This is a genomic window from Thermoactinomyces sp. CICC 10521, from assembly GCF_016055135.1.
In the GTDB taxonomy this organism is placed as follows: Bacteria; Bacillota; Bacilli; order Thermoactinomycetales; family Thermoactinomycetaceae; genus Thermoactinomyces_A; species Thermoactinomyces_A daqus.
Window position 1 is genome coordinate 29,956 of sequence record NZ_JAECVZ010000023.1, and the last position, 17,359, is coordinate 47,314.

Annotated in this window: 19 protein-coding genes and 2 pseudogenes; 8 read left to right on the forward strand and 13 right to left on the reverse strand. The window is 40.8% G+C overall.

Annotation, left to right across the window (positions count from 1 at the left end; all coding sequences use genetic code 11):
- Positions 1-11: 11 nt before the first annotated feature.
- Positions 12-221 (reverse strand): tautomerase family protein, encoded by a 210-nt coding sequence (locus I8U17_RS13935; RefSeq protein ID WP_033101666.1) that lies wholly within the window; start codon positions 219-221, stop codon positions 12-14.
- Positions 222-234: 13 nt separating this feature from the next.
- Positions 235-564, reverse strand: a complete 330-nt coding sequence (locus I8U17_RS18830) for a winged helix-turn-helix domain-containing protein (protein WP_033101665.1) — start codon at positions 562-564, stop codon at positions 235-237.
- 207 nt (positions 565-771) lie between these two features.
- Here I8U17_RS18830 and I8U17_RS13945 point away from each other — a divergent pair, with 207 nt between their 5' ends.
- The 3 genes from I8U17_RS13945 to I8U17_RS13955 all read left to right on the forward strand — a co-directional run bounded on the left by I8U17_RS13945 (position 772) and on the right by I8U17_RS13955 (position 4,003).
- On the forward strand, positions 772-1,830 hold the full coding sequence (locus I8U17_RS13945; RefSeq protein WP_198059585.1) for an iron-containing redox enzyme family protein: 1,059 nt from the start codon (positions 772-774) through the stop codon (positions 1,828-1,830).
- A gap of 85 nt (positions 1,831-1,915) precedes the next feature.
- Positions 1,916-3,085: an aminotransferase class I/II-fold pyridoxal phosphate-dependent enzyme gene (locus I8U17_RS13950; RefSeq protein WP_198056567.1), complete on the forward strand. Its 1,170-nt coding sequence runs from the start codon at positions 1,916-1,918 to the stop codon at positions 3,083-3,085.
- Positions 3,086-4,003, forward strand: a complete 918-nt coding sequence (locus tag I8U17_RS13955) for a DMT family transporter (RefSeq protein ID WP_198056566.1) — start codon at positions 3,086-3,088, stop codon at positions 4,001-4,003.
- Positions 4,004-4,201: 198 nt separating this feature from the next.
- Here the strand turns inward: I8U17_RS13955 and I8U17_RS13960 are convergent, their stop codons facing one another.
- The gene (locus tag I8U17_RS13960; protein WP_198056565.1) at positions 4,202-4,378 is read right to left on the reverse strand and encodes a hypothetical protein; all 177 of its coding nucleotides are present in this window, start codon (positions 4,376-4,378) and stop codon (positions 4,202-4,204) included.
- Positions 4,379-4,586: 208 nt separating this feature from the next.
- Positions 4,587-5,201: a competence protein CoiA family protein gene (locus tag I8U17_RS13965; RefSeq protein ID WP_198056564.1), complete on the reverse strand. Its 615-nt coding sequence runs from the start codon at positions 5,199-5,201 to the stop codon at positions 4,587-4,589.
- Between the two features lie 350 nt (positions 5,202-5,551).
- Between I8U17_RS13965 and I8U17_RS13970 the strand changes: the two genes are divergently transcribed.
- Together I8U17_RS13970 and I8U17_RS13975 are read left to right on the forward strand one after the other, a co-directional pair.
- Complete coding sequence (locus I8U17_RS13970; RefSeq protein ID WP_198059586.1) at positions 5,552-6,184, forward strand: DUF6338 family protein; 633 nt, start codon at positions 5,552-5,554, stop codon at positions 6,182-6,184.
- A gap of 596 nt (positions 6,185-6,780) precedes the next feature.
- Positions 6,781-7,791: a site-specific integrase gene (locus I8U17_RS13975; protein WP_052154328.1), complete on the forward strand. Its 1,011-nt coding sequence runs from the start codon at positions 6,781-6,783 to the stop codon at positions 7,789-7,791.
- Positions 7,792-7,917: 126 nt separating this feature from the next.
- On the opposite strand, the gene I8U17_RS13980 is transcribed toward I8U17_RS13975, so the two are convergent.
- The 4 genes from I8U17_RS13980 to I8U17_RS13995 are packed head-to-tail and all read right to left on the reverse strand — an operon-like array spanning position 7,918 to position 11,254.
- Entirely contained in the window at positions 7,918-9,159 is a 1,242-nt protein-coding gene (locus tag I8U17_RS13980) for a DUF4129 domain-containing protein (protein ID WP_198059587.1), read from the reverse strand.
- A 3-nt stretch (positions 9,160-9,162) separates the two neighbouring features.
- Positions 9,163-9,873, reverse strand: a complete 711-nt coding sequence (locus I8U17_RS13985; protein WP_198059588.1) for a DUF58 domain-containing protein — start codon at positions 9,871-9,873, stop codon at positions 9,163-9,165.
- Positions 9,874-9,917: 44 nt separating this feature from the next.
- On the reverse strand, positions 9,918-10,289 hold the full coding sequence (locus I8U17_RS13990) for a hypothetical protein (RefSeq protein WP_198059589.1): 372 nt from the start codon (positions 10,287-10,289) through the stop codon (positions 9,918-9,920).
- Positions 10,286-11,254 carry an AAA family ATPase gene (locus tag I8U17_RS13995; protein WP_198059590.1) on the reverse strand — a complete coding sequence of 323 codons (969 nt, stop codon included), beginning with the start codon at positions 11,252-11,254 and terminating at the stop codon, positions 10,286-10,288. The genes I8U17_RS13990 and I8U17_RS13995 overlap by 4 nt, the downstream gene beginning before the upstream one ends.
- Positions 11,255-11,617: 363 nt before the next feature.
- Here I8U17_RS13995 and I8U17_RS14000 point away from each other — a divergent pair, with 363 nt between their 5' ends.
- Together I8U17_RS14000 and I8U17_RS14005 are read left to right on the forward strand one after the other, a co-directional pair.
- Positions 11,618-13,051, forward strand: coding sequence for a pyridoxal phosphate-dependent decarboxylase family protein (locus I8U17_RS14000; RefSeq protein ID WP_198056268.1), 1,434 nt, complete (start codon positions 11,618-11,620; stop codon positions 13,049-13,051).
- A 271-nt stretch (positions 13,052-13,322) separates the two neighbouring features.
- Complete coding sequence (locus tag I8U17_RS14005; protein WP_198056267.1) at positions 13,323-13,640, forward strand: hypothetical protein; 318 nt, start codon at positions 13,323-13,325, stop codon at positions 13,638-13,640.
- 207 nt (positions 13,641-13,847) lie between these two features.
- Here I8U17_RS14005 and I8U17_RS14010 read toward each other — a convergent pair whose 3' ends face one another.
- From I8U17_RS14010 to I8U17_RS14025, 4 genes and pseudogenes are all read right to left on the reverse strand, one after another.
- Positions 13,848-14,603 (reverse strand): DUF4352 domain-containing protein, encoded by a 756-nt coding sequence (locus tag I8U17_RS14010; RefSeq protein WP_198059591.1) that lies wholly within the window; start codon positions 14,601-14,603, stop codon positions 13,848-13,850.
- Positions 14,604-14,621: 18 nt separating this feature from the next.
- Positions 14,622-14,828 (reverse strand): annotated as a pseudogene (locus tag I8U17_RS14015) (NINE protein); the annotation flags it as partial.
- Positions 14,829-15,169: 341 nt separating this feature from the next.
- On the reverse strand, positions 15,170-15,475 hold the full coding sequence (locus I8U17_RS14020) for a hypothetical protein (protein ID WP_081943980.1): 306 nt from the start codon (positions 15,473-15,475) through the stop codon (positions 15,170-15,172).
- Between the two features lie 25 nt (positions 15,476-15,500).
- A complete protein-coding gene (locus I8U17_RS14025) occupies positions 15,501-16,343 on the reverse strand; it encodes a helix-turn-helix domain-containing protein (RefSeq protein WP_198059592.1) in 843 nt (280 codons plus the stop codon).
- 199 nt (positions 16,344-16,542) lie between these two features.
- Here I8U17_RS14025 and I8U17_RS14030 point away from each other — a divergent pair, with 199 nt between their 5' ends.
- Positions 16,543-16,926: a hypothetical protein gene (locus I8U17_RS14030; protein ID WP_198056264.1), complete on the forward strand. Its 384-nt coding sequence runs from the start codon at positions 16,543-16,545 to the stop codon at positions 16,924-16,926.
- Between the two features lie 167 nt (positions 16,927-17,093).
- On the opposite strand, the pseudogene I8U17_RS18415 reads toward I8U17_RS14030, so the two are convergent.
- Positions 17,094-17,359: pseudogene (locus tag I8U17_RS18415) on the reverse strand (MFS transporter); the annotation flags it as partial.

Genomic DNA, 17,359 nt, shown 5'->3' on the forward strand with positions numbered 1-17,359 from the left:
CCTTCCTCAGATTATGATTTTTTTTGACGTTCCCGTCGAACCGTTACACTTTCACCAGATACTCCCCAGTTATCCGTAGAAATTTCTTCGATAAGAACAAACGTATGAGCAGGATTTTTGTTGAGGACTTTTTCAAGAAGCTCGGTAGCTCCTTTAATGAGCTGATTTTTCTGCTGAGTTGTAACTCCTTCATCAGTAATTTTAATAGTTACAATGGGCATAAAATCGCCTCCGTTAATCTGAAATCGGATAAAGAATATAACCTATATTTCTAATAGTGAGAAGAAACTTCGGTTTGGCGGTATCATCGCCGATTCGTTGACGTAAACGGTTGATGTAAACATATAAATCACACAACTTGGATGTGCTAAACTCCCCCCATGCATAAGCAATAAGTTCTTCACTTTTCACGGGTTTTCCAAGGTGCTGAACCAAATAATAAAGAAGACGAAACTGTGTTCGCGATAAGCTTATTACCATATTGTCTCGAATCAGCGTCTCAAAATTCAAATCGAGAAAGCAATTATTTCCCACTGCAATTTTGAAGTTGGTATTGCTGACCATAGGAATTCCAGATTCCGCACCTGCCTTTTTGCCTGTTGGTTTATATTTACCAATAATAACACATTTATTTTTATTGTTCAAATTCAAAATTAATAAATAGAATTGCAAATAAATGTATTAAGAAATCTTGATAAACTGTAAGGAAAAATAGGGTTACATCTTTTAATTATGGGAATATTTTTTAAGAAATTGAAAGGAGAGTGAATGATGACAGTAACAATGAACTCCCGGTTGAAGGAAAAGCTGTTGTTTGAAACAACCCCTTTTCATGAAGTTGTAAAGGAAATGATTGTAGAAAAAAACTTATACTCATATTTTATTAACAATCCTGATCATCGAGAAATCCTGCTTTCACGTACAAGACAATTGGCAGAGGATTTTAAAAAGAAAAATCCACAAGCCATTTACTCGCTTCATCGCAGCTTGGGATGGATTTATGAACTTCACCTTTATACTCCTGGTAAACATCCAGTTTACAATCAATTTAATCCTATATTGTTAGAGGTCCAGAGACTGCTGGAAATGGCTTGGGAAGAGTTCGAGGACCAGCGGATACCAAAAGTTGATTACCCAGAGAATCCTGATGAATTTATACGTTGGTTTAAATTAATGTTGATCAATCACGAAGTAGCTGAACATAAATTGTTCCATTATCTCGAAAAAAATGCGAGTTTTGAAGAAATGGCTTACTTTTTCTCTCAAGAAATCACGGTTGATTCTCGATTTGATGACCTTGTAGCATTAGCTCAAATTGGTCTTGATAATGATGTCAAAATGGAACTTGCAGAAAACTATTGGGATGAAATGGGCAATGGCGATATGTCTAAAGTCCATACTATCATGTTTGATCATTTGCTGGAGGAATTAAAGGTCACTGGGGATAAATCATTAAATTCGTTATTTAACGATGCATCATGGGAATCTCTGGCTTGCGGAAATGTACTGTTACATTCCGTAATTCACCGAAAAAATGCATATCGGGCCTTAGGAGCATTAGGTGCGGTAGAAATGCTGGCTCCCAAACGGTTTAGTTATTTGGTTAAAGGATATAAAAGAATAGGATTGAGTGAAAAGGCTAAGGAGTATCATGTATTGCACATTTCCATTGACGCCAAACACGGAGATGGTTGGCTGCGAAACGCTATTGCACCAGTCATTAAAAGAAACCCTGAAGCTAAGAAAGAGATTATAAAAGGAGCGTATTATCGTCTGAATACATCCATGGATTACTGCAATATGCTCTATCAAACTTTTACAAAGAATTGATCAGACTGAAGTCAAAGCCCACTTTTAATAGAAAAAAGTGGGCTTGATTATAAGTTCGCTAAGTAATATGTAAAGGGAGATCGAAATGAAATCTGATCGTTTACAAGGTTTGTCCTTGGGGATCTTTACGGAACTGGCAAACAGAAAACAGAAAGTTAAACAGCAAGGGCGGAAAGTGATTGACTTGAGTGTTGGGAACCCTGATTTGCCCCCGCACCCTAGAATCATGTCCACCTTAAGCACATGGGCACAAGACGGTTCAAAATATGGGTATACCTTACATGCTATCCCTGCTTTCAATCCGGCGGTAGCTCAATTTTACAGCGATCGCTATAATGTTGACTTACAACCAAACCAAGAAATTTTACAGGTTCCCGGAACACAAGATGGCCTTTTTCAATTGGCACTGTCGATAATAAATCCAGGTGATTATGCCCTTGTAACTGATCCTGGCTACCCGATCTACGAAACCAGTGTAAAATTAGCAGGGGGAAGGGTTTACTATATTCCTTTGACCGAAGAGAACGGATTTTTCCCGAGACTAGACCAAATTCCCGAATCTATCTTAAAAAAAGCAAAACTTTTGTTCATAAATTTTCCTGGAAACCCTATTCCTCAGTTAGCTCCTCCCTCCTTTTTCGAAGAAGTTGTATTTTATGCAAAAAAGTTTGATTTTAAAGTAATTCATGATTTTACCTACTCAGAACTGGTATTTGACCAAGAACGAGCTACAAGTTTTCTGAATATCCCTGGTGCAAAGGAGGTTGGGGTTGAGTTTAATTCCCTTTCTAAAACGTTTCACATGGCCGGATGCAGAATTGGTTATGTTGTAGGAAACATGGAAATCATTCAAGCACTATCTCTACTCATGTCCCATACTCATTATGGAATTTTTTATCCTATTCAGAAAGCAGCGGAAGAAGCTCTTAAATCAGGGGATTCATTTTATCGTTCTCATATAAGAATTTATCAGTCTAGAAGAGACCTTGTTATCAAAGAGCTAAAAAAATCCGGTTGGGATGTAATGAATCCTCCTGCTACGATGTACATCTGGGCAAAAATCCCCCTTTCTGTTTCTTCAACCGAATTTTGTTACAGGTTAATGGAAGATACAGGTGTGGTGCTGACACCGGGAAGTGCATTTGGAAAGAACGGAGAAGGTTATGTCCGGATTAATTTGGTACAACCGGAAGTACAATTAAAGAAAGCAATGAACCTCATTCATCACTTTCTTTTAAAACAAGGATGGGTTTAAATGGCACAAAGAATGAGCGGATGGAATTGGTTTCTCTTAATATGCATTTTGACAGCATGGGCCAGTGCGAAGATTATTACCAGAGAATTAGTATCCAAGGGGATCGCCGAACCGATGACTTTGATGAGTATTCGCTATGGAATATCCTCTATGGTAACAGCCGGTTTTGCAAAGATATTCTTTAAAAAAGAGCAATTAAAATGGGATTCCCGGTATTTATTTGGAGGATTATTTGTAGCAGCACAAGCTATTTTGTTAGGAATTGCATTAAAAACAGCTCCGGTCTCGTTAGCAGGTGTTTGCTTTTTTGGTTGTTCCAGTTTAGTATCATCTGTTTACGGACTGGTCACCAACAGACAGGAAGTCAAAATTCATCTTTTTGCATTACTAATTAGCTTGTGCGGGCTTCTTCTCATTTCCGATCCAACTAATCATGCCACGTGGAATGCCGGAATATTTTTGGCGATTTTGGGCGGAGTTTTCTGGGGTGGGTATTTACTTTGGTGTAAACATCAAATTCCTGAAGGCTGGATCGCTAATATTATCGCCAGTAGCCGAACCATGGGGATCGGAGCGATCATTTGTTTTATTTTTTCCTTTATTTATGAACCAAACGCTTACCACAATATGAATTCGTTATCCTGGGGAGCAGCTGTTTATATGGGAATCGTGCCTCAGGCAATTGGTTTTGTCTTATTCGGATGGTTGGCTCCTAAACTTAACCATACTCAACTGGGGGTATCTCAGTTAGGTACTCCTTTGCTGGTTGCTTTTGGGGGAATATTGTTGTTGGGGGAAGATTGGACATTTACACTGGGAGCCGGGATGATTTTCATATTATCAGGCATCGCCTTGGCTTCTAAAAAACCAAAACCCCAGCCTGCACGGAAGGAAGTTAAAGATGATGCATACTTGTAAAACATTTGCAAGGGATTCGAGATATGCTGAATGAACAATTACAGAGGAATAAATTTTTGTTGTCAGAAGAAAAGAGGCGTCTAATCGCCTCTTTTTAAGCATGTTGTCAAAGAGAAGTTTCACGCGGGAAAATGGAAGAAAGTAGCCTGTGACGATCATATCATTTATCAATAATTGATCTCTGTTAAAAATTAGATTCTATTCGGATTTATCGATCTCTTTATTCTTCAGGTTGAGAAATTTTGTAGAGTATGCAGCTAAAATGAAGAATAAAATGATCAGGGACCAAGTTAAATAACCGGGCCATTTAAATGCAGTTCCAATTGCGGCAACGATCCCAAGAGCTAACAGAAAAATCGCTGTCAGGTACTTCATGCCCCAACCTCCTTGATCGAGAGACTCCCTCCATCCCTGTATCTTCAGGGGGTTTAACTCCCTGTCGTTTAATTCTATCCAAAGAAATGATCTCCTTCAAAGAGGACTTTAAACAGTCCTTGCTGCGGAAGAGCAGAGAACGCTTCAAAAGTTCTGAATGAATTGTTGTGAGTCTTGTGGGTAGTTTTTTAAACATTACCAGGTTGAACTAAAAAAGGCTAAGTTGCTGTGGAGCAGGGTTCAGAAAGTAAGGAGTGTTCATATAGGGATTGAGTGACGAAAGCAAGTAGGGATTGGACAAAATTTCTTCAGCGGCTACTTCCAACCATGAGGGATGTTTGACGTGGTGCACTCTGCTTTTTTCTCTAAGTTCAATATGGAGGATTGATTGACCGTAACGGTCCAAAAGGGAGAGATGAGAGAGGTATCTGCGTTTTTGATGGAAACGAATACGCTGGTTTAATTTAATTTCGTTTATTTCATCCCGCGGGATTTCATGACGCTCCCCGCAGAACAGTTGAACTTCAACAGGATCGCCTTTTCCCCTCATCCATTGATCTAATACGAAGCGAAGAACATGTTTAGCTAAAGCGATTGAGGAATAATTTAATTTGCATTTGCGTTTTTCGCCGGGATAATGCGAAAAATAAGGTTTTTTTAATTTGCTTAGTCTGAGAATCAGTTTTCCTTTGCATTCAGGACATTGGTACGGTTCTTGAGGATTCGCTTCTTTTGGCAAAATAATTTTTCCGGTTGAACTGAGTCCGTAAGGAATAACTCCGTACTGCCGACGATATTTGGGTCGGATTTTTGTTTGTACCATCAGTTTCAGCCTCCTGATCTTCCCATTGAGTAATTTGTAAATTTTTGTCCTTTTTTTAAATATTATAACCATTTATCAGAAATATTAAAATATAGGAACATGATTATTTTTTCATTGGATTATTACATAAGGAATGTAGACTGGTTTGAAATGCAAACTTTTGATTGACACATTCGAAATATCAGGGAAAAGCAAGATGGATATTGATGATATCCCGTATTTCTATCGGCTTTGAAAGGCTGTGCAGATTAATATAATGTAAACCACAAAATTGATAACCTATCATTAAAGATAAAAAATGTATAATTGTCACGGAATATGCGAATCTGTTTTAGGAGGAGTTGAATTCAGTGAATATTACTCCGGATATTAAATCAATCGCATTATTTTTTATCTTATTTGTGCCGGGATTCATTTCGATGAAAGTGTACGATATGCTTGTTCCCAGAGAAGAAAGGGACTATGCAAAAACTATATATGCCATTATTGCTTATAGCGTGTTTAATCTCGCTCTGATTTATCCGCTTTTAGGCATTATTCAAAAACATATTTGGGCATGGTATCTATGCATATTTGCTCTTCCTGTATTAACGGCTTACTTATTTTTTAAGGTGATCACTTCGGGTTGGCTTAATCGTTTGACTAAGGAAGTTCAAGAGCCTATTCTTACTCCGTGGGATTGGGTCTTTCGTAAAAAGAAACCTTATTGGGTTATCGTTCGGCTAAAAGATGGGAGTCGGATTGGCGGGGTATATTCAGAAGGATCTTATGCTTCAAAATACCCGGCAAAAGAACAAATATACCTGGAGAAAGTATATACATTAGATGATAATGATGATTTTGTTGAAATGATTCCAGGGAGTGCAGGGATGATCATATTTGGTGAAGAAATATTGGCAGTGGAATTGTATAGTAGTGTAGAAAGTGAGGATGGATCGAATGAGCAAGAAGAGACAGAAGAACAAGAATACGGAAAAGGGTAAACAAGGAGAGAGTAGTACTGTTTTTTATAGGAATATATTTGTAGGGGATTTTCGTAATAATTCAGCAAGTTATAGACCGAATGAACCTCTTAATTTATCATCTCTTCCACCTAAAAAAGGACCTGGTAAACCGTCGATTAAACTTCCGAAAGACAAAGGATAATAAAGTAACCGCCTGGCAAAAGGGCGGTTTTATTATGATTTCAAACATCCTCCTTTAAAACCGTTAAAAAACCGTCTCTGTCCCAGGGATCATTTGGAACCAAGGGTGTCGGGCAAGGCAGAGAGAAGCCGCCGATTGCTCAGAGAACCCCATTTTCTTGATTGGGGTAGAGGACATAGCGATTTCATACGCAATGCTCATTTTTGGTATGAAGTAATGCTGAGAAATTTTCACACCTGCCAGAAAAACGGGAAGAGTCTATTCAAAATTTTGAATGTTAACTGAAAATGCAAAATCTATCTATGGGGTGTCAAAAATTATGCGAATTATTCATCTTTTGCTGACTGATAAGAAAAAATTCATTCTTATTTGACATGAAAAATTGATTCCGATAACATTATATTATCGGAACTTATAGTGAAGGTGATCAATTATGCTTTCTCCTTACCAAAAAAATGAAATCATGCTTGCTGAGAATGAAGGATTAACCCGGAGCGCCATGGATGTTTTTAAAAACCTCCATGCGGGTAACACACTTCGGGCCTATGAATCAGATTTCAGAGATTTCAGCAAATATCTCGATTCCATCGGGAAACACCCCGAGGATGTGACCGGTACAACCATCATCAACTATTTGGATTCGTTGAAAGAAAAGGGACGCAAATATTCCACGATCCAGCGCCGGCTTGTTGCGATCCGCGCGGTCTACAAAGAATATGGGCAGATGATGGAGCAAGAGGCCCAAGCAAGAGGGAATAAAGACTTTGTCTATCACAATCCGGCCAGCACAGACCGGGTGAAAGGCTGGATGAAGGCACTCCGGAAAACCATCGGGATTGCCCAAAAACAAAAGAGGCCAGCCACCAAACGGATCATGAACGCATTTCTGAGTGAGATGGAGGGAGACCGGTTAATCGATATCCGAAACCGCGCCTTATTGGTCATTGGATATGCGGGAGCCTTTCGACGTTCCGAACTGGCTGCGTTGAACGTGGAAGACATCGAACGTGATAATGAAGGGATCTATATCATCGTGAGAAAAGGAAAAACCGACCAAGAGGGGCAAGGATTGAAGAAGTTCATTTATTATGGCGAAAGGGCCAGTCAATGTCCGGTCCGTTTACTGGATGCCTGGCTTCGGGCTGCGGGCATCACTGAAGGAGCGGTTTTTCGTCAGGTGAATAAGGGGGGGCGGGTCGGCAATCGGATGAGCGACAAGGCCATTTACAATGTAGTGAAAGACGCCGCGGAAAAAGCCGGTTTCGATAAGAGCGAATTCGGCGGCCATAGTTTGCGTGCCGGCATCATCACTCAGTTGGCGGATGATGGAGTGGAAGAACGCGATATTATGCGACACAGTGGTCACAAGAGCATCGCCATCATGCGGAGGTACATCCGGGAAGTCGACATCAAAAAGAAAAGTCCGACCAGGGGGATTTTATAATTTTCCTCTGTTTTGAAACAAGCTGCCCAGGTAATTCGGGCAGCTTATTTCATCGGCGCAACAGACCAGTCTGATGCCCACTATTTATCCCGCCTCGATCGGTTCTTCCCCGGCCAATGAGTGGAACTATTTTTTGATTAATGTGTTTAGGAGTTTTTTTGCTCTTTCTTGTTCGCTCGCAACATTTTTATTTCCATATCGTTCTTTTAGATAAAGATCAGTCAGTTCTTCCATAAATACTTTTTTGTCGGGTATAAATGGGGCAATCTTCCGGATATATTCCGGCGCCGTTTCGTTGGGAAGTCTTTTGGTAAATGATTTACCTGCGAACTTGAGAAATTTACGATATGTTCTTCTGATTGGTGTAAGTGAATTATCATTCATCTTTAAGTCTGATTTTTTAATAGGGTTCATTTTAAAAAGAAATTCCCGCTCTTCGATTTCTTCTTCATGTTTAGCTGCAGATTTGATTGATTTGGTGTTGGATTCGAAGGATTTATAAATAAAATAAACGACGATGACCGAAATGAAAATCATAAAAGCCGATTGTACCCACTGACCACTAAAGCTATTTTGGTTGAGAGAAGATTGGACGTGGGTGAGTCCGTTTATTTGATTAACAGACGCATCATAAAATCGAGGCCTGAAAGGCAAGTCGTCAGGGATTAATTGCTCGAGAATAAATCCAACAACATCGATGACAGGAGAAAAGAGGTAAAATAAAAAAATGGCGATTGTTTTATAAACGGGCCAACCGGAAAGTTGGATGATCCATCCTCCCATAATTCCAGTAATTAATAAGGCAAAAGGAATAAAGAATTCATAAAGGGAGCTTTTTGATTGATGACTTTCCTCATCTCTCGACATTTTGGAGATCATCGATAAAGAAACCATCCTTGTAAACAAGAAAGCGATAAAAAAAAGAAAAACTTGGTCTTCCCAATAACGGTTAACTGCAAATAGATAAGCTGCCCCTACAGAAAGAAATATCCCTGCCAAATTAAATTTTGTTTGTGTCTGCAATAAATAACGCCGGGAATCCGTTTGTTCATTTGCAATAGCTAAAGATTTGATTAAAAGCAGGTTAAATAAAAAGCAAAAAAAAGAAACTGCTGAATCTTCATATTTTATTTGCCGCCAGGCAGTGATTATCAAGAGCAGCAGCAATTCAGCCATAAAGAATTGTTTGCCGCTGAAATATTTACCGAAAACAATTGATCCCAATACTAAAATAAAAGAGCTGATTAAAAATCTGACGGTAAAGTCGCCGCTTTGATTTAATATTGCTGTCAGTGCGATAAATTGGATCGAAACGGCTGATACTTGGCTTGCGTAACAAAAGAAAAGGAACCTGTATTTTGGAAGCAAAACTTATTCACCTCCATGGTTTGTCAGCTCTTCAAACATGTAAATGGGTATTTCCTTTTCCATTTGAATATCCTTTCTTGAGAGTGGGGGAAAGGCAATGACGGATACATGTGAACCACGCTTGATGATACTCCCGATCCTTTCGGTTATTTCCTTATTCCAAAAAGGTGTCAGGATAATCAAATGGTTTGTTTTACTAATATTATCATCATTATATTTTTTTAAGACCGAACTAAACGGGCAGGAAGGGAATGATTTAATTTTTCCCAACAAAGAAAGCAAAAAATCTAAGTGGTCATATGAACAGTTTGGTTCTATTTTCAATACTCCTGGCCCGCTCCACGCCGCGTTGGAAAATAAGCCGTAAGGAAACCCCGATTCTTGCGCTTTAAGGAAAATCGCAGCCGCAACCCGGCATTGCAGGTCAACAATCTCCTTTTTGATGCCCAACCGGGAGTAATCATGAGATTGGAGATTTAACATGACATGAATAGATGTTTGCGAAGTGGTATCATACTCCTTGACCATCAATTTTCTGGTTTTTGCTGTGGCTTTCCAGTCAATTTGTTTATACGGATCATTTGCTGTATACTCACGCACACCTGAAATTCTGGTTTCATCTCCATGGTACCAACGATATAATATGTATTCTCCCGATAACTCAGTTAAGGAGAAGGATGCAAATTCTTCTTCCATTGGTTGGGGACGTACCAACAGACGGGTATCCGTCGGTAAGTCAATATGTACCTCATTTAATCCTATACCATCATACAAAACGCATCGAACTGGCTCAAAAAATAATAGCCTCGTTTCAAACAGCGGATCCGATAACGTTTTCGCACCCGTTGTTTGGGAAGTAAATAGGTTCGTATGCTTAACTTTTGTTTCGCTTGCTGATCATAAATCCATCGAAGGCCTTCAGGCAGCAACTGATTAATATGAATCAAAGGAATGGGAAAATATGATTTATTTTCAATTCTGATCCAAAACTCAATTTGATCATCTTCTTGGACAGGTTTGTGTGGTAATTCATAGATAATCTCTGCATTCTTTTGAATATTCCTCTCCCAAAGGCGGCTATAAAACCAAATCATACAAACCAATATGGCCATCCAAAAAAGCAGCATCATGATCGATCCCCTGTCAGTTTTGCATCATCCTCCACAGGCGCAGGAATGTTCCGTAAGATTTCATCAAGAACATCCGATTCGCTTCTTTTTTTCATTCGGCTGGATGACTTCACTTTGATACGGTGAGATAACACTTTGGATACAGGCGCTTTTACGTCATCGGGAATAACAAAATCCCGACCGTGAATCGCCGCAAAAGCTTTGGAAGCTTTGGTCAGGAAAATTAATCCCCTTGGTGATGCACCTAAAGAAATTTCCTCATGTTCACGAGTCGAACGAATGATTTGGATAATATAAGTTTCAAGATCCTCCGTGATGGTTACTTGATTAATTGTGTTTTGTGCAAGAATGATATCTTGCGGGCTGACGACAGGTTTAATTTGTTCGATCGGGACAAACTGAGTAAATCTTCGAAGAATAAAACGTTCATCTGCTTCCGAAGGATAGCCGAGTGATAATCTCATCAGAAAACGGTCCAATTGAGCTTCAGGAAGTGGGAACGTCCCTTGAAATTCGATCGGATTTTGTGTTGCGATGACAAAAAAAGGCTTTTCTAACGGGTGAGTTGTTCCCTCTATGGTAACCTGTCCTTCTGCCATCGCTTCAAGCAAGGCCGATTGTGTTCTCGGAATTGCTCGATTTATTTCATCAACAAGTAAGAATCGGGTAAACAAGGGACCTTTACGAAACGTAAAATCTCCGGATTTTTGATTGTATACAGTTGTGCCCAGGATATCAGAGGACAGAAGATCGGGGGTACATTGAATTCTTTTGAAAGAGCATCCGATGCTTGAGGCAATTGCCTTACATAATACCGTTTTTCCTACTCCGGGAAGATCCTCAAGCAGTACATGTCCGGAACAAAGTAATCCTGTCAATACAAATTTTAAAGTCTCATCTAAACCTATTACAACCTTGTGGACTTCATTATTAATTTTTTCAGCTAATTCCCTGATAAATTTCATTTTGATTAATCCTAAAAATATAATATTATGAATTATGGTCAGAGTATTATATCATAAAAGTGAGAATAATAAAATAACAAGGGAAACCACTCTCTAACATAAGTTCCCCTCCGAAGCGAATTTGACGTTTCTCGTTTCGAAGGGGATTTATGCGACGGGAGTGGATTATTTTTTTCGGCGATCCCGAGTCAATCATAAGCTGAGGGGATCAACTGTTTCAATTTCTTCATGATGCGGTAAACGCGTTTGTGATTGGAAAAGCAGAAAGTCCCCAAGTAGCCTGACCTACCTAATCCCCCATATATTAACGACTTTTTTGGTTAGTGTTACAATATTGAAAACTGGATCGAGAAAGGTGACACCATGAAACAATCGTTTGTTCCAAGTAACGCATTTATTGATCCATATGGTCGAAATATGCCAGAAGCTAAACATCTGATGGAAGCTGTTATGAGTTTGGTACTTTCAAACTTATCTTCGGCATCTCAACGATTGCCGCTGTCACAATCATTGAAACCATCTTATGCATATTTTCCCGAAGAAGGGCTTTCAACAGAAGAAATCCTTCAACAATTAAAAGGAATTTTAGAGAGTTCAATGAATCCTGCTCATCCTCATTACATTGGACATATGGATTCGATCCCAACGCTCATGTCTTGTTTAGGTGAGTTTATTAGTGCATCGTTGAATAACAATATGTTAAGCCTTGAGATGTCACCTGTGTTCTCGCATATGGAAGTTGAAGTCATACAGACGATTTCTCAATTTTTTGGTTACAATGAGAAAGCAGGAGGAGTCATGTTGAGCGGAGGAAGTCTTGCAAACCTTCAAGCCCTTGCGGTGGCTCGAAATCATGCTTTCCCTGTTTTACAAAATGGTTTATCCGGTATTGATGGGCAACCTGTGGTGTTCGCCTCCGAGGTGGCTCATACATCTTTGCAAAAAGCTGCTATGCTTCTCGGATTAGGGACTTCTTCTGTGATTCCTGTCAAAACAAATGCAAATTCACAGATGGACACTGCTGATTTGGAGGTCAAGATTAAGCAAGCCCGCAATCAAGGGAAGAAACCTTTTGCCATCGTTGCTACGGCGGGAACAACCGTAACGGGAAACATTGATCCAATCCCTGCCATTGCAGAAATCGCACAACAATACAGGCTATGGCTTCATGTGGATGCCGCATATGGGGGAGCGTTGGTATTCTCCAAAAAACATCGTGATCGCCTTACAGGAATTGATAAAGCTGACTCCATTACGTTTAATCCCCAGAAATGGATGTATATCGCAAAGACGTGTGCAATGGTTATATTTAAAGATCGAACCATTTTAGAGAAAGAATTTCGTATCCCGGCTCCGTATATGAATGATACCGAATTTACAAATCTCGGAGAAATTAGCGTTCAAGGAACTCGTCATGCAGACATATTGAAGTTGTGGCTATCCTTGCAACATATTGGGATGAAAGGCTATGAGCAACTTCTTGATGAGAGTTATGTCTTAATGGAAACCTTTATTGAGCAAATCAAGCAACGCCCGTACCTTGAACTGGCAAGCGAGCCTGACACAAACATTTGTTGTTTCCGAGGAAGACCTGAGTATATTCCACCGGATCAATGGAATTTAGAACTTCAACAAACGCTCCTGCGTGATGGACAAACCTTCTTCTCTTTACCAACCTATCGGGGAAATCGTTGGTTAAGGGCGGTTCTTCTCAATCCATTTACTTCTGTAGAAATGATCCATCAAGTGTTTGACAGAATGGATCAATTTTATAAACACAGAAGAGGCGATTCGTAAGAGTCGTCTTTTCATATGGTCTTGAGACGAATGTATTTAAGTGTCCGAAACAACGTCATGCTGCTGGTACCAAGATTTCTGAAGCCCGGCATGTTTTCACAGATAAAAGGATGGCCAGTATATCCCAAGCTGGTAAGAATCTTGCCAATCGACCAGCAGTCTGTAAGCAGGGCTGTGATTAACGCAATTTGATTCAGCGACCGTTGTTTTTTCATTACTCATCTTGCCTAAATTGAAATCGCTTAATATGATATTTTTAGGAGGGATTACAATGGAGGAAAGAGCAGAGAAGATCAGAAGGCTGGCCGATATCGAGGAACATAAATTGAGAAAGGTGATAGCAACAGACCCGCATCCGGTCTATACTGACATGGATGATTACTGTGATGTCTGCTGTCTCCGCTTAAATCGAATACATATTCGGATTGTTGAAGACGTACAAAACATGGACGACAACGGGATCAGGGCGTGTTTAGATTGTATTAAAAAGCATGATCTTAAAGTACTGGATAACAAAAAAGCGCTTGAGTATGAAGCCATGACAGAAGCAAAACTCAGGATCAAAAAAGGTACGCAAATTAATTTCTGAAAAGGGGAGGAATTTTAAAAATAATGTCTAAAAGAGATGTCAAGATAGGAGGTGAAAATGATGAAACGTTTTCTCATCGGAGAACCTCCGGCTGGAAAAACCGGAGGAGAACCGCCGCAATGCTAATCTCTCTTCTCAGCTATATTTCTGCTATTGGAGGGCCCCTGAGTAAGGGGCCTCTTTTTTATATATGTGCTGCTCAGCAAATTATTCACTCAGTGAAATTACTGCCGAACCGTCAGTATCGGCCCAACCGAATCCACTTTGGGCGTGAAAGGTGTAGTTCTTCGCATCGCCGCGAATGTCGTAAACCAGCGTAATCTGTTTTTCACCTGTCGGAGGAAATTCATTCAAAAAGCTGCTTTCGTCGCTGCTGTCCATTACATATAAAATCGCATCTGTGTCCGGCTCAAATGAGCGATTCTGTTTGTCTTTCAGTACAGTCATACTGGAATCAATGACTCTTGACTCTTTGTCATTATTCTTTACTGATACTTTCAGGATAGCGAAGTTGCCGGCGCTCGGCTTCTTTGATCCCATTATGTTTTTAAGCTGGTCTTTTTCCTCAACGGAATCTACCCGATATTCCAGCTTGCCAGCTTTGACCCACTGACCGATTTTCGCTACTTTGGGTTGTTCCGGCTTTTTAGCCGGGGCAGGTGATGACACCGGCGGTTTGTCGGCTACCGGTTGATTGTTAGACGTATCTCCACCTCCGAAAGCGAAGCCGAAAATGACGAAGAGGACAAAAACACCGAATCCCCACCAAGCCCATTTTCTTTGAACGCTTTTGAAGTGATCAACACTTTTCCATGATTTCGCTTTCCAAGCCCATTCACTTCCTTTAGCGCCTAATATGATATTCATGATAAAACCGAATATTGGGACAAATGCGAGCAAACCAATCCAGACTCTGTTGCCGATCGCCCATATCGGCCCGAGAAAAAAGCCCCCCAGTTCCATTTTTTTACTCCGGATACATCAGAATGGTTTGTAATGTTTTGATCCATGTCCAATTCCTCCTGATTTGTTTCCAAAAGTCATAATGGATTCTTCGATCTGTGCTTTTATGTCTTCGATGCGGTAGTAAAGCAGAAAGGCATCTATAATGCTTTGAATAGCATCTCCGACATAAAAGCGATGAGCGCCGAATATGCCCAAGAAGAACCAGAGCAGATAAGCTGTAGATTTTTTCTTTTTTGCTCCAACTCAGAGTTAACAAACCATGGCTGTTATTTTATGTCATCAAATCGTCTGTAAACAGATTGCTCACCTTTTCACCTCCTTTGTTTTGTCAGGCCCGCTGATCCGCATCAACGGGCCTTATTCTAGATAAAATCCCAATCCCGGAATAGCTGGTCTTTCACCCGTTCAAAAATTTGTGGATCAATATCTTCTTTGTTGGTTGTCCATGCGCTTTTAGCTCTATAATCTCCGAATTCAACGAATGCTCTTTTTGGCTCCCCTTATTTTAATTCGCAATCGGTTTCCGTTTTTTGTCATTTTGCGGCTCATTTTTTGTCAATTAACTACAGGACTTTGGCAGACTGGTGTCGGGTTGTCCCGGCCAGTTCGGCCAGGTTTCTCTGGCTGGGCCATTCTTTATGTTGGTTGAAAAATTTTTCGGCCGCTTTTTTGATATAGTCGGGCGATATCTTCTTTTTGGCTAAAAATAGTAAAGCTGCCCCCAAAAAGGGCAGCTTTACTATTCCAGTCGATTTCGTCCCCTCTATCATGACTGTTGTGGTGCTATTTTGCCTCAGGTCCATTGTGATATCGGGAGAGGTTTCCTCATTGGTTGGCCAAGATCGTTCCGAGCCGTTTTTCGATGTCACGTGCCCTGCCTCCGTACTGCTTCATCTACCGTATTTTAAAAGATACCATTTTGCGATATTTGATTGGACTGACACCGAATTTTTTTCTGAATATCCGTTCAAAGGAAGAGAGACTGTTGAAACCAGTCTCAAAGGCGATGGAGGTGACGGATTTTTCGGAGTGGCGCAACAGTTGCGATGCAAGGTGCAATCTTTGATCCTGAAGATATTGGCCTGGTGTGGTACCAATATGTTTTTGGAATAAGCGAATCAAGTGAAATTTACTGAGATTGGTGATCTTGCACAGGTCGTCCAAGGTGATTGAAGAGGACAGATTGGAACGGAGATACTCGATCCCCTTTCGCAATGATGGATGTGCAACCGGAGGCGGAGATGACGGGAACCAGCAGTTGGAGTGAGTTCCTTTGTGGACGGACAACAAAAATGACGCCAAGTTCCATTCAAATTCATCCAATTCTATGCCGCTAAGCGGATGATGAAGACTTCTTGACAACGCTTGTTCCGCCTGTTGAACCAAAATCTTTGTGTAGCTGTCTTCACTCCACGGAAAGAAACAAACTTCGGTTTCGGAGACGTTCAGACGGTCGGCAACGACTTTTTCAAGAAAGTCTTGTCGAATCGTAATCAATAAAATCCGTGCCCCGCCTTCGGCTGCCGAATGCTTGTGCCGCTGACCGGGGGACAAAAGCATACGACTTTCCGAAGACGCCATATGCAGGGTGGTTTGCTCATGTTGCATGATGCTTTTTCCCGCAAGCGGAATGCTGATCTGGTACACGTCCTCATGACCGTGATATTCATCGGCTTGTCTTTCTCTGAGAGTGAAGATTGTAAACTTACAGTTTTTTAGTCTTAGTTGTAGTGACATGTTCTCCTGTCCTCCGATTCAAGGTTGGAAGGAACGAGGGGGATTACTTCTATAGGAACATTATATTTTTATTAATACCTTCCCGGCAATAATTGCTACTTGAAGAGCAACGAATGCCGAGCCTCTTTCGACGGTTTCTTTAGATAATGATAATAAACAAGAAAGGGTAATCGTTTACAAACGGTGAGGAGGATGATTTATGACATACAAACGGCGTTGTTTCATGGTGACGGCATATGCTCCGAAAGGGATGAAACTGAGGGAGGCCAATCATCTGTTCAATCGGTACATTGCTGACCGGGAGCGGGGTCACTGTGTCTTTCACGATCACTTCCTCGATCAATCTGGCGGGGTCGCATTTTTTGAGGTAAACAGTAAGGAACAGGAGGACCGGATGCGTAAGGCTTCCGATCTTCCGGGTTGGACGGTTCAGATCCATCCGCTGATCCATTCCCAGTCGGCGGCGGGTTTTGTGGCACAGTTGGATTATACTAGTGGAAACTATTTCAATATTCCCTTGTCTTCCCTAATGGAACGAATCCGCAGTGCAAAGGAAGAGAATCGAAGTCCCTACCAAGCATGAGTGCCTGATTCATATAGGAGCAAACCACTCTCTAACATAAGTCCCCTCCGAAGCAAATTGACTTTTTCGTTTTGATTCGAAGGGGATTTATTCGACGGGAGTGGATCAATTATAAGCCGTCAGTAAGAGTGACTAATTGTCTATCTTTTCTTGCACGGGGAAAGAAGTCATCGAACGGCAACTTGTTGTTCAGCTTGTTGATTCTGAACTTCTTGCGGTAACATGAAGCTAAGAACTGCTGCTCCTCCCAACATAATGGTCGCAGTCAGGAACGAAAGAGCGTAGCCTCCTGTTAAATCGTATAACCATCCTGGAATGAAAGCACCCAACGCGGAGCCCGCCTGATGGCCAAAAGAGAGCCATCCCAATACCAATCCCACATTTGACTGAAAATATCTGGTTGCGAATAGCGTGGTGGGAGCCACGGTGGAAA

Coding starts and splice junctions, on each gene's coding strand:
- I8U17_RS14025 (WP_198059592.1), bottom strand. CDS start 16,343: ATGTCACTACAACTAAGACTAAAAAACTGTAAGTTTACAATCTTCACT.
- I8U17_RS14010 (WP_198059591.1), bottom strand. CDS start 14,603: ATGGAACTGGGGGGCTTTTTTCTCGGGCCGATATGGGCGATCGGCAAC.
- I8U17_RS13965 (WP_198056564.1), bottom strand. CDS start 5,201: ATGGTACAAACAAAAATCCGACCCAAATATCGTCGGCAGTACGGAGTT.
- I8U17_RS18830 (WP_033101665.1), bottom strand. CDS start 564: ATGGTCAGCAATACCAACTTCAAAATTGCAGTGGGAAATAATTGCTTT.
- I8U17_RS13945 (WP_198059585.1), top strand. CDS start 772: ATGACAGTAACAATGAACTCCCGGTTGAAGGAAAAGCTGTTGTTTGAA.
- I8U17_RS13990 (WP_198059589.1), bottom strand. CDS start 10,289: ATGATGCTGCTTTTTTGGATGGCCATATTGGTTTGTATGATTTGGTTT.
- I8U17_RS13960 (WP_198056565.1), bottom strand. CDS start 4,378: ATGAAGTACCTGACAGCGATTTTTCTGTTAGCTCTTGGGATCGTTGCC.
- I8U17_RS13995 (WP_198059590.1), bottom strand. CDS start 11,254: ATGAAATTTATCAGGGAATTAGCTGAAAAAATTAATAATGAAGTCCAC.
- I8U17_RS13955 (WP_198056566.1), top strand. CDS start 3,086: ATGGCACAAAGAATGAGCGGATGGAATTGGTTTCTCTTAATATGCATT.
- I8U17_RS13935 (WP_033101666.1), bottom strand. CDS start 221: ATGCCCATTGTAACTATTAAAATTACTGATGAAGGAGTTACAACTCAG.
- I8U17_RS14000 (WP_198056268.1), top strand. CDS start 11,618: ATGAAACAATCGTTTGTTCCAAGTAACGCATTTATTGATCCATATGGT.
- I8U17_RS13975 (WP_052154328.1), top strand. CDS start 6,781: ATGCTTTCTCCTTACCAAAAAAATGAAATCATGCTTGCTGAGAATGAA.
- I8U17_RS13950 (WP_198056567.1), top strand. CDS start 1,916: ATGAAATCTGATCGTTTACAAGGTTTGTCCTTGGGGATCTTTACGGAA.
- I8U17_RS14030 (WP_198056264.1), top strand. CDS start 16,543: ATGACATACAAACGGCGTTGTTTCATGGTGACGGCATATGCTCCGAAA.
- I8U17_RS14005 (WP_198056267.1), top strand. CDS start 13,323: ATGGAGGAAAGAGCAGAGAAGATCAGAAGGCTGGCCGATATCGAGGAA.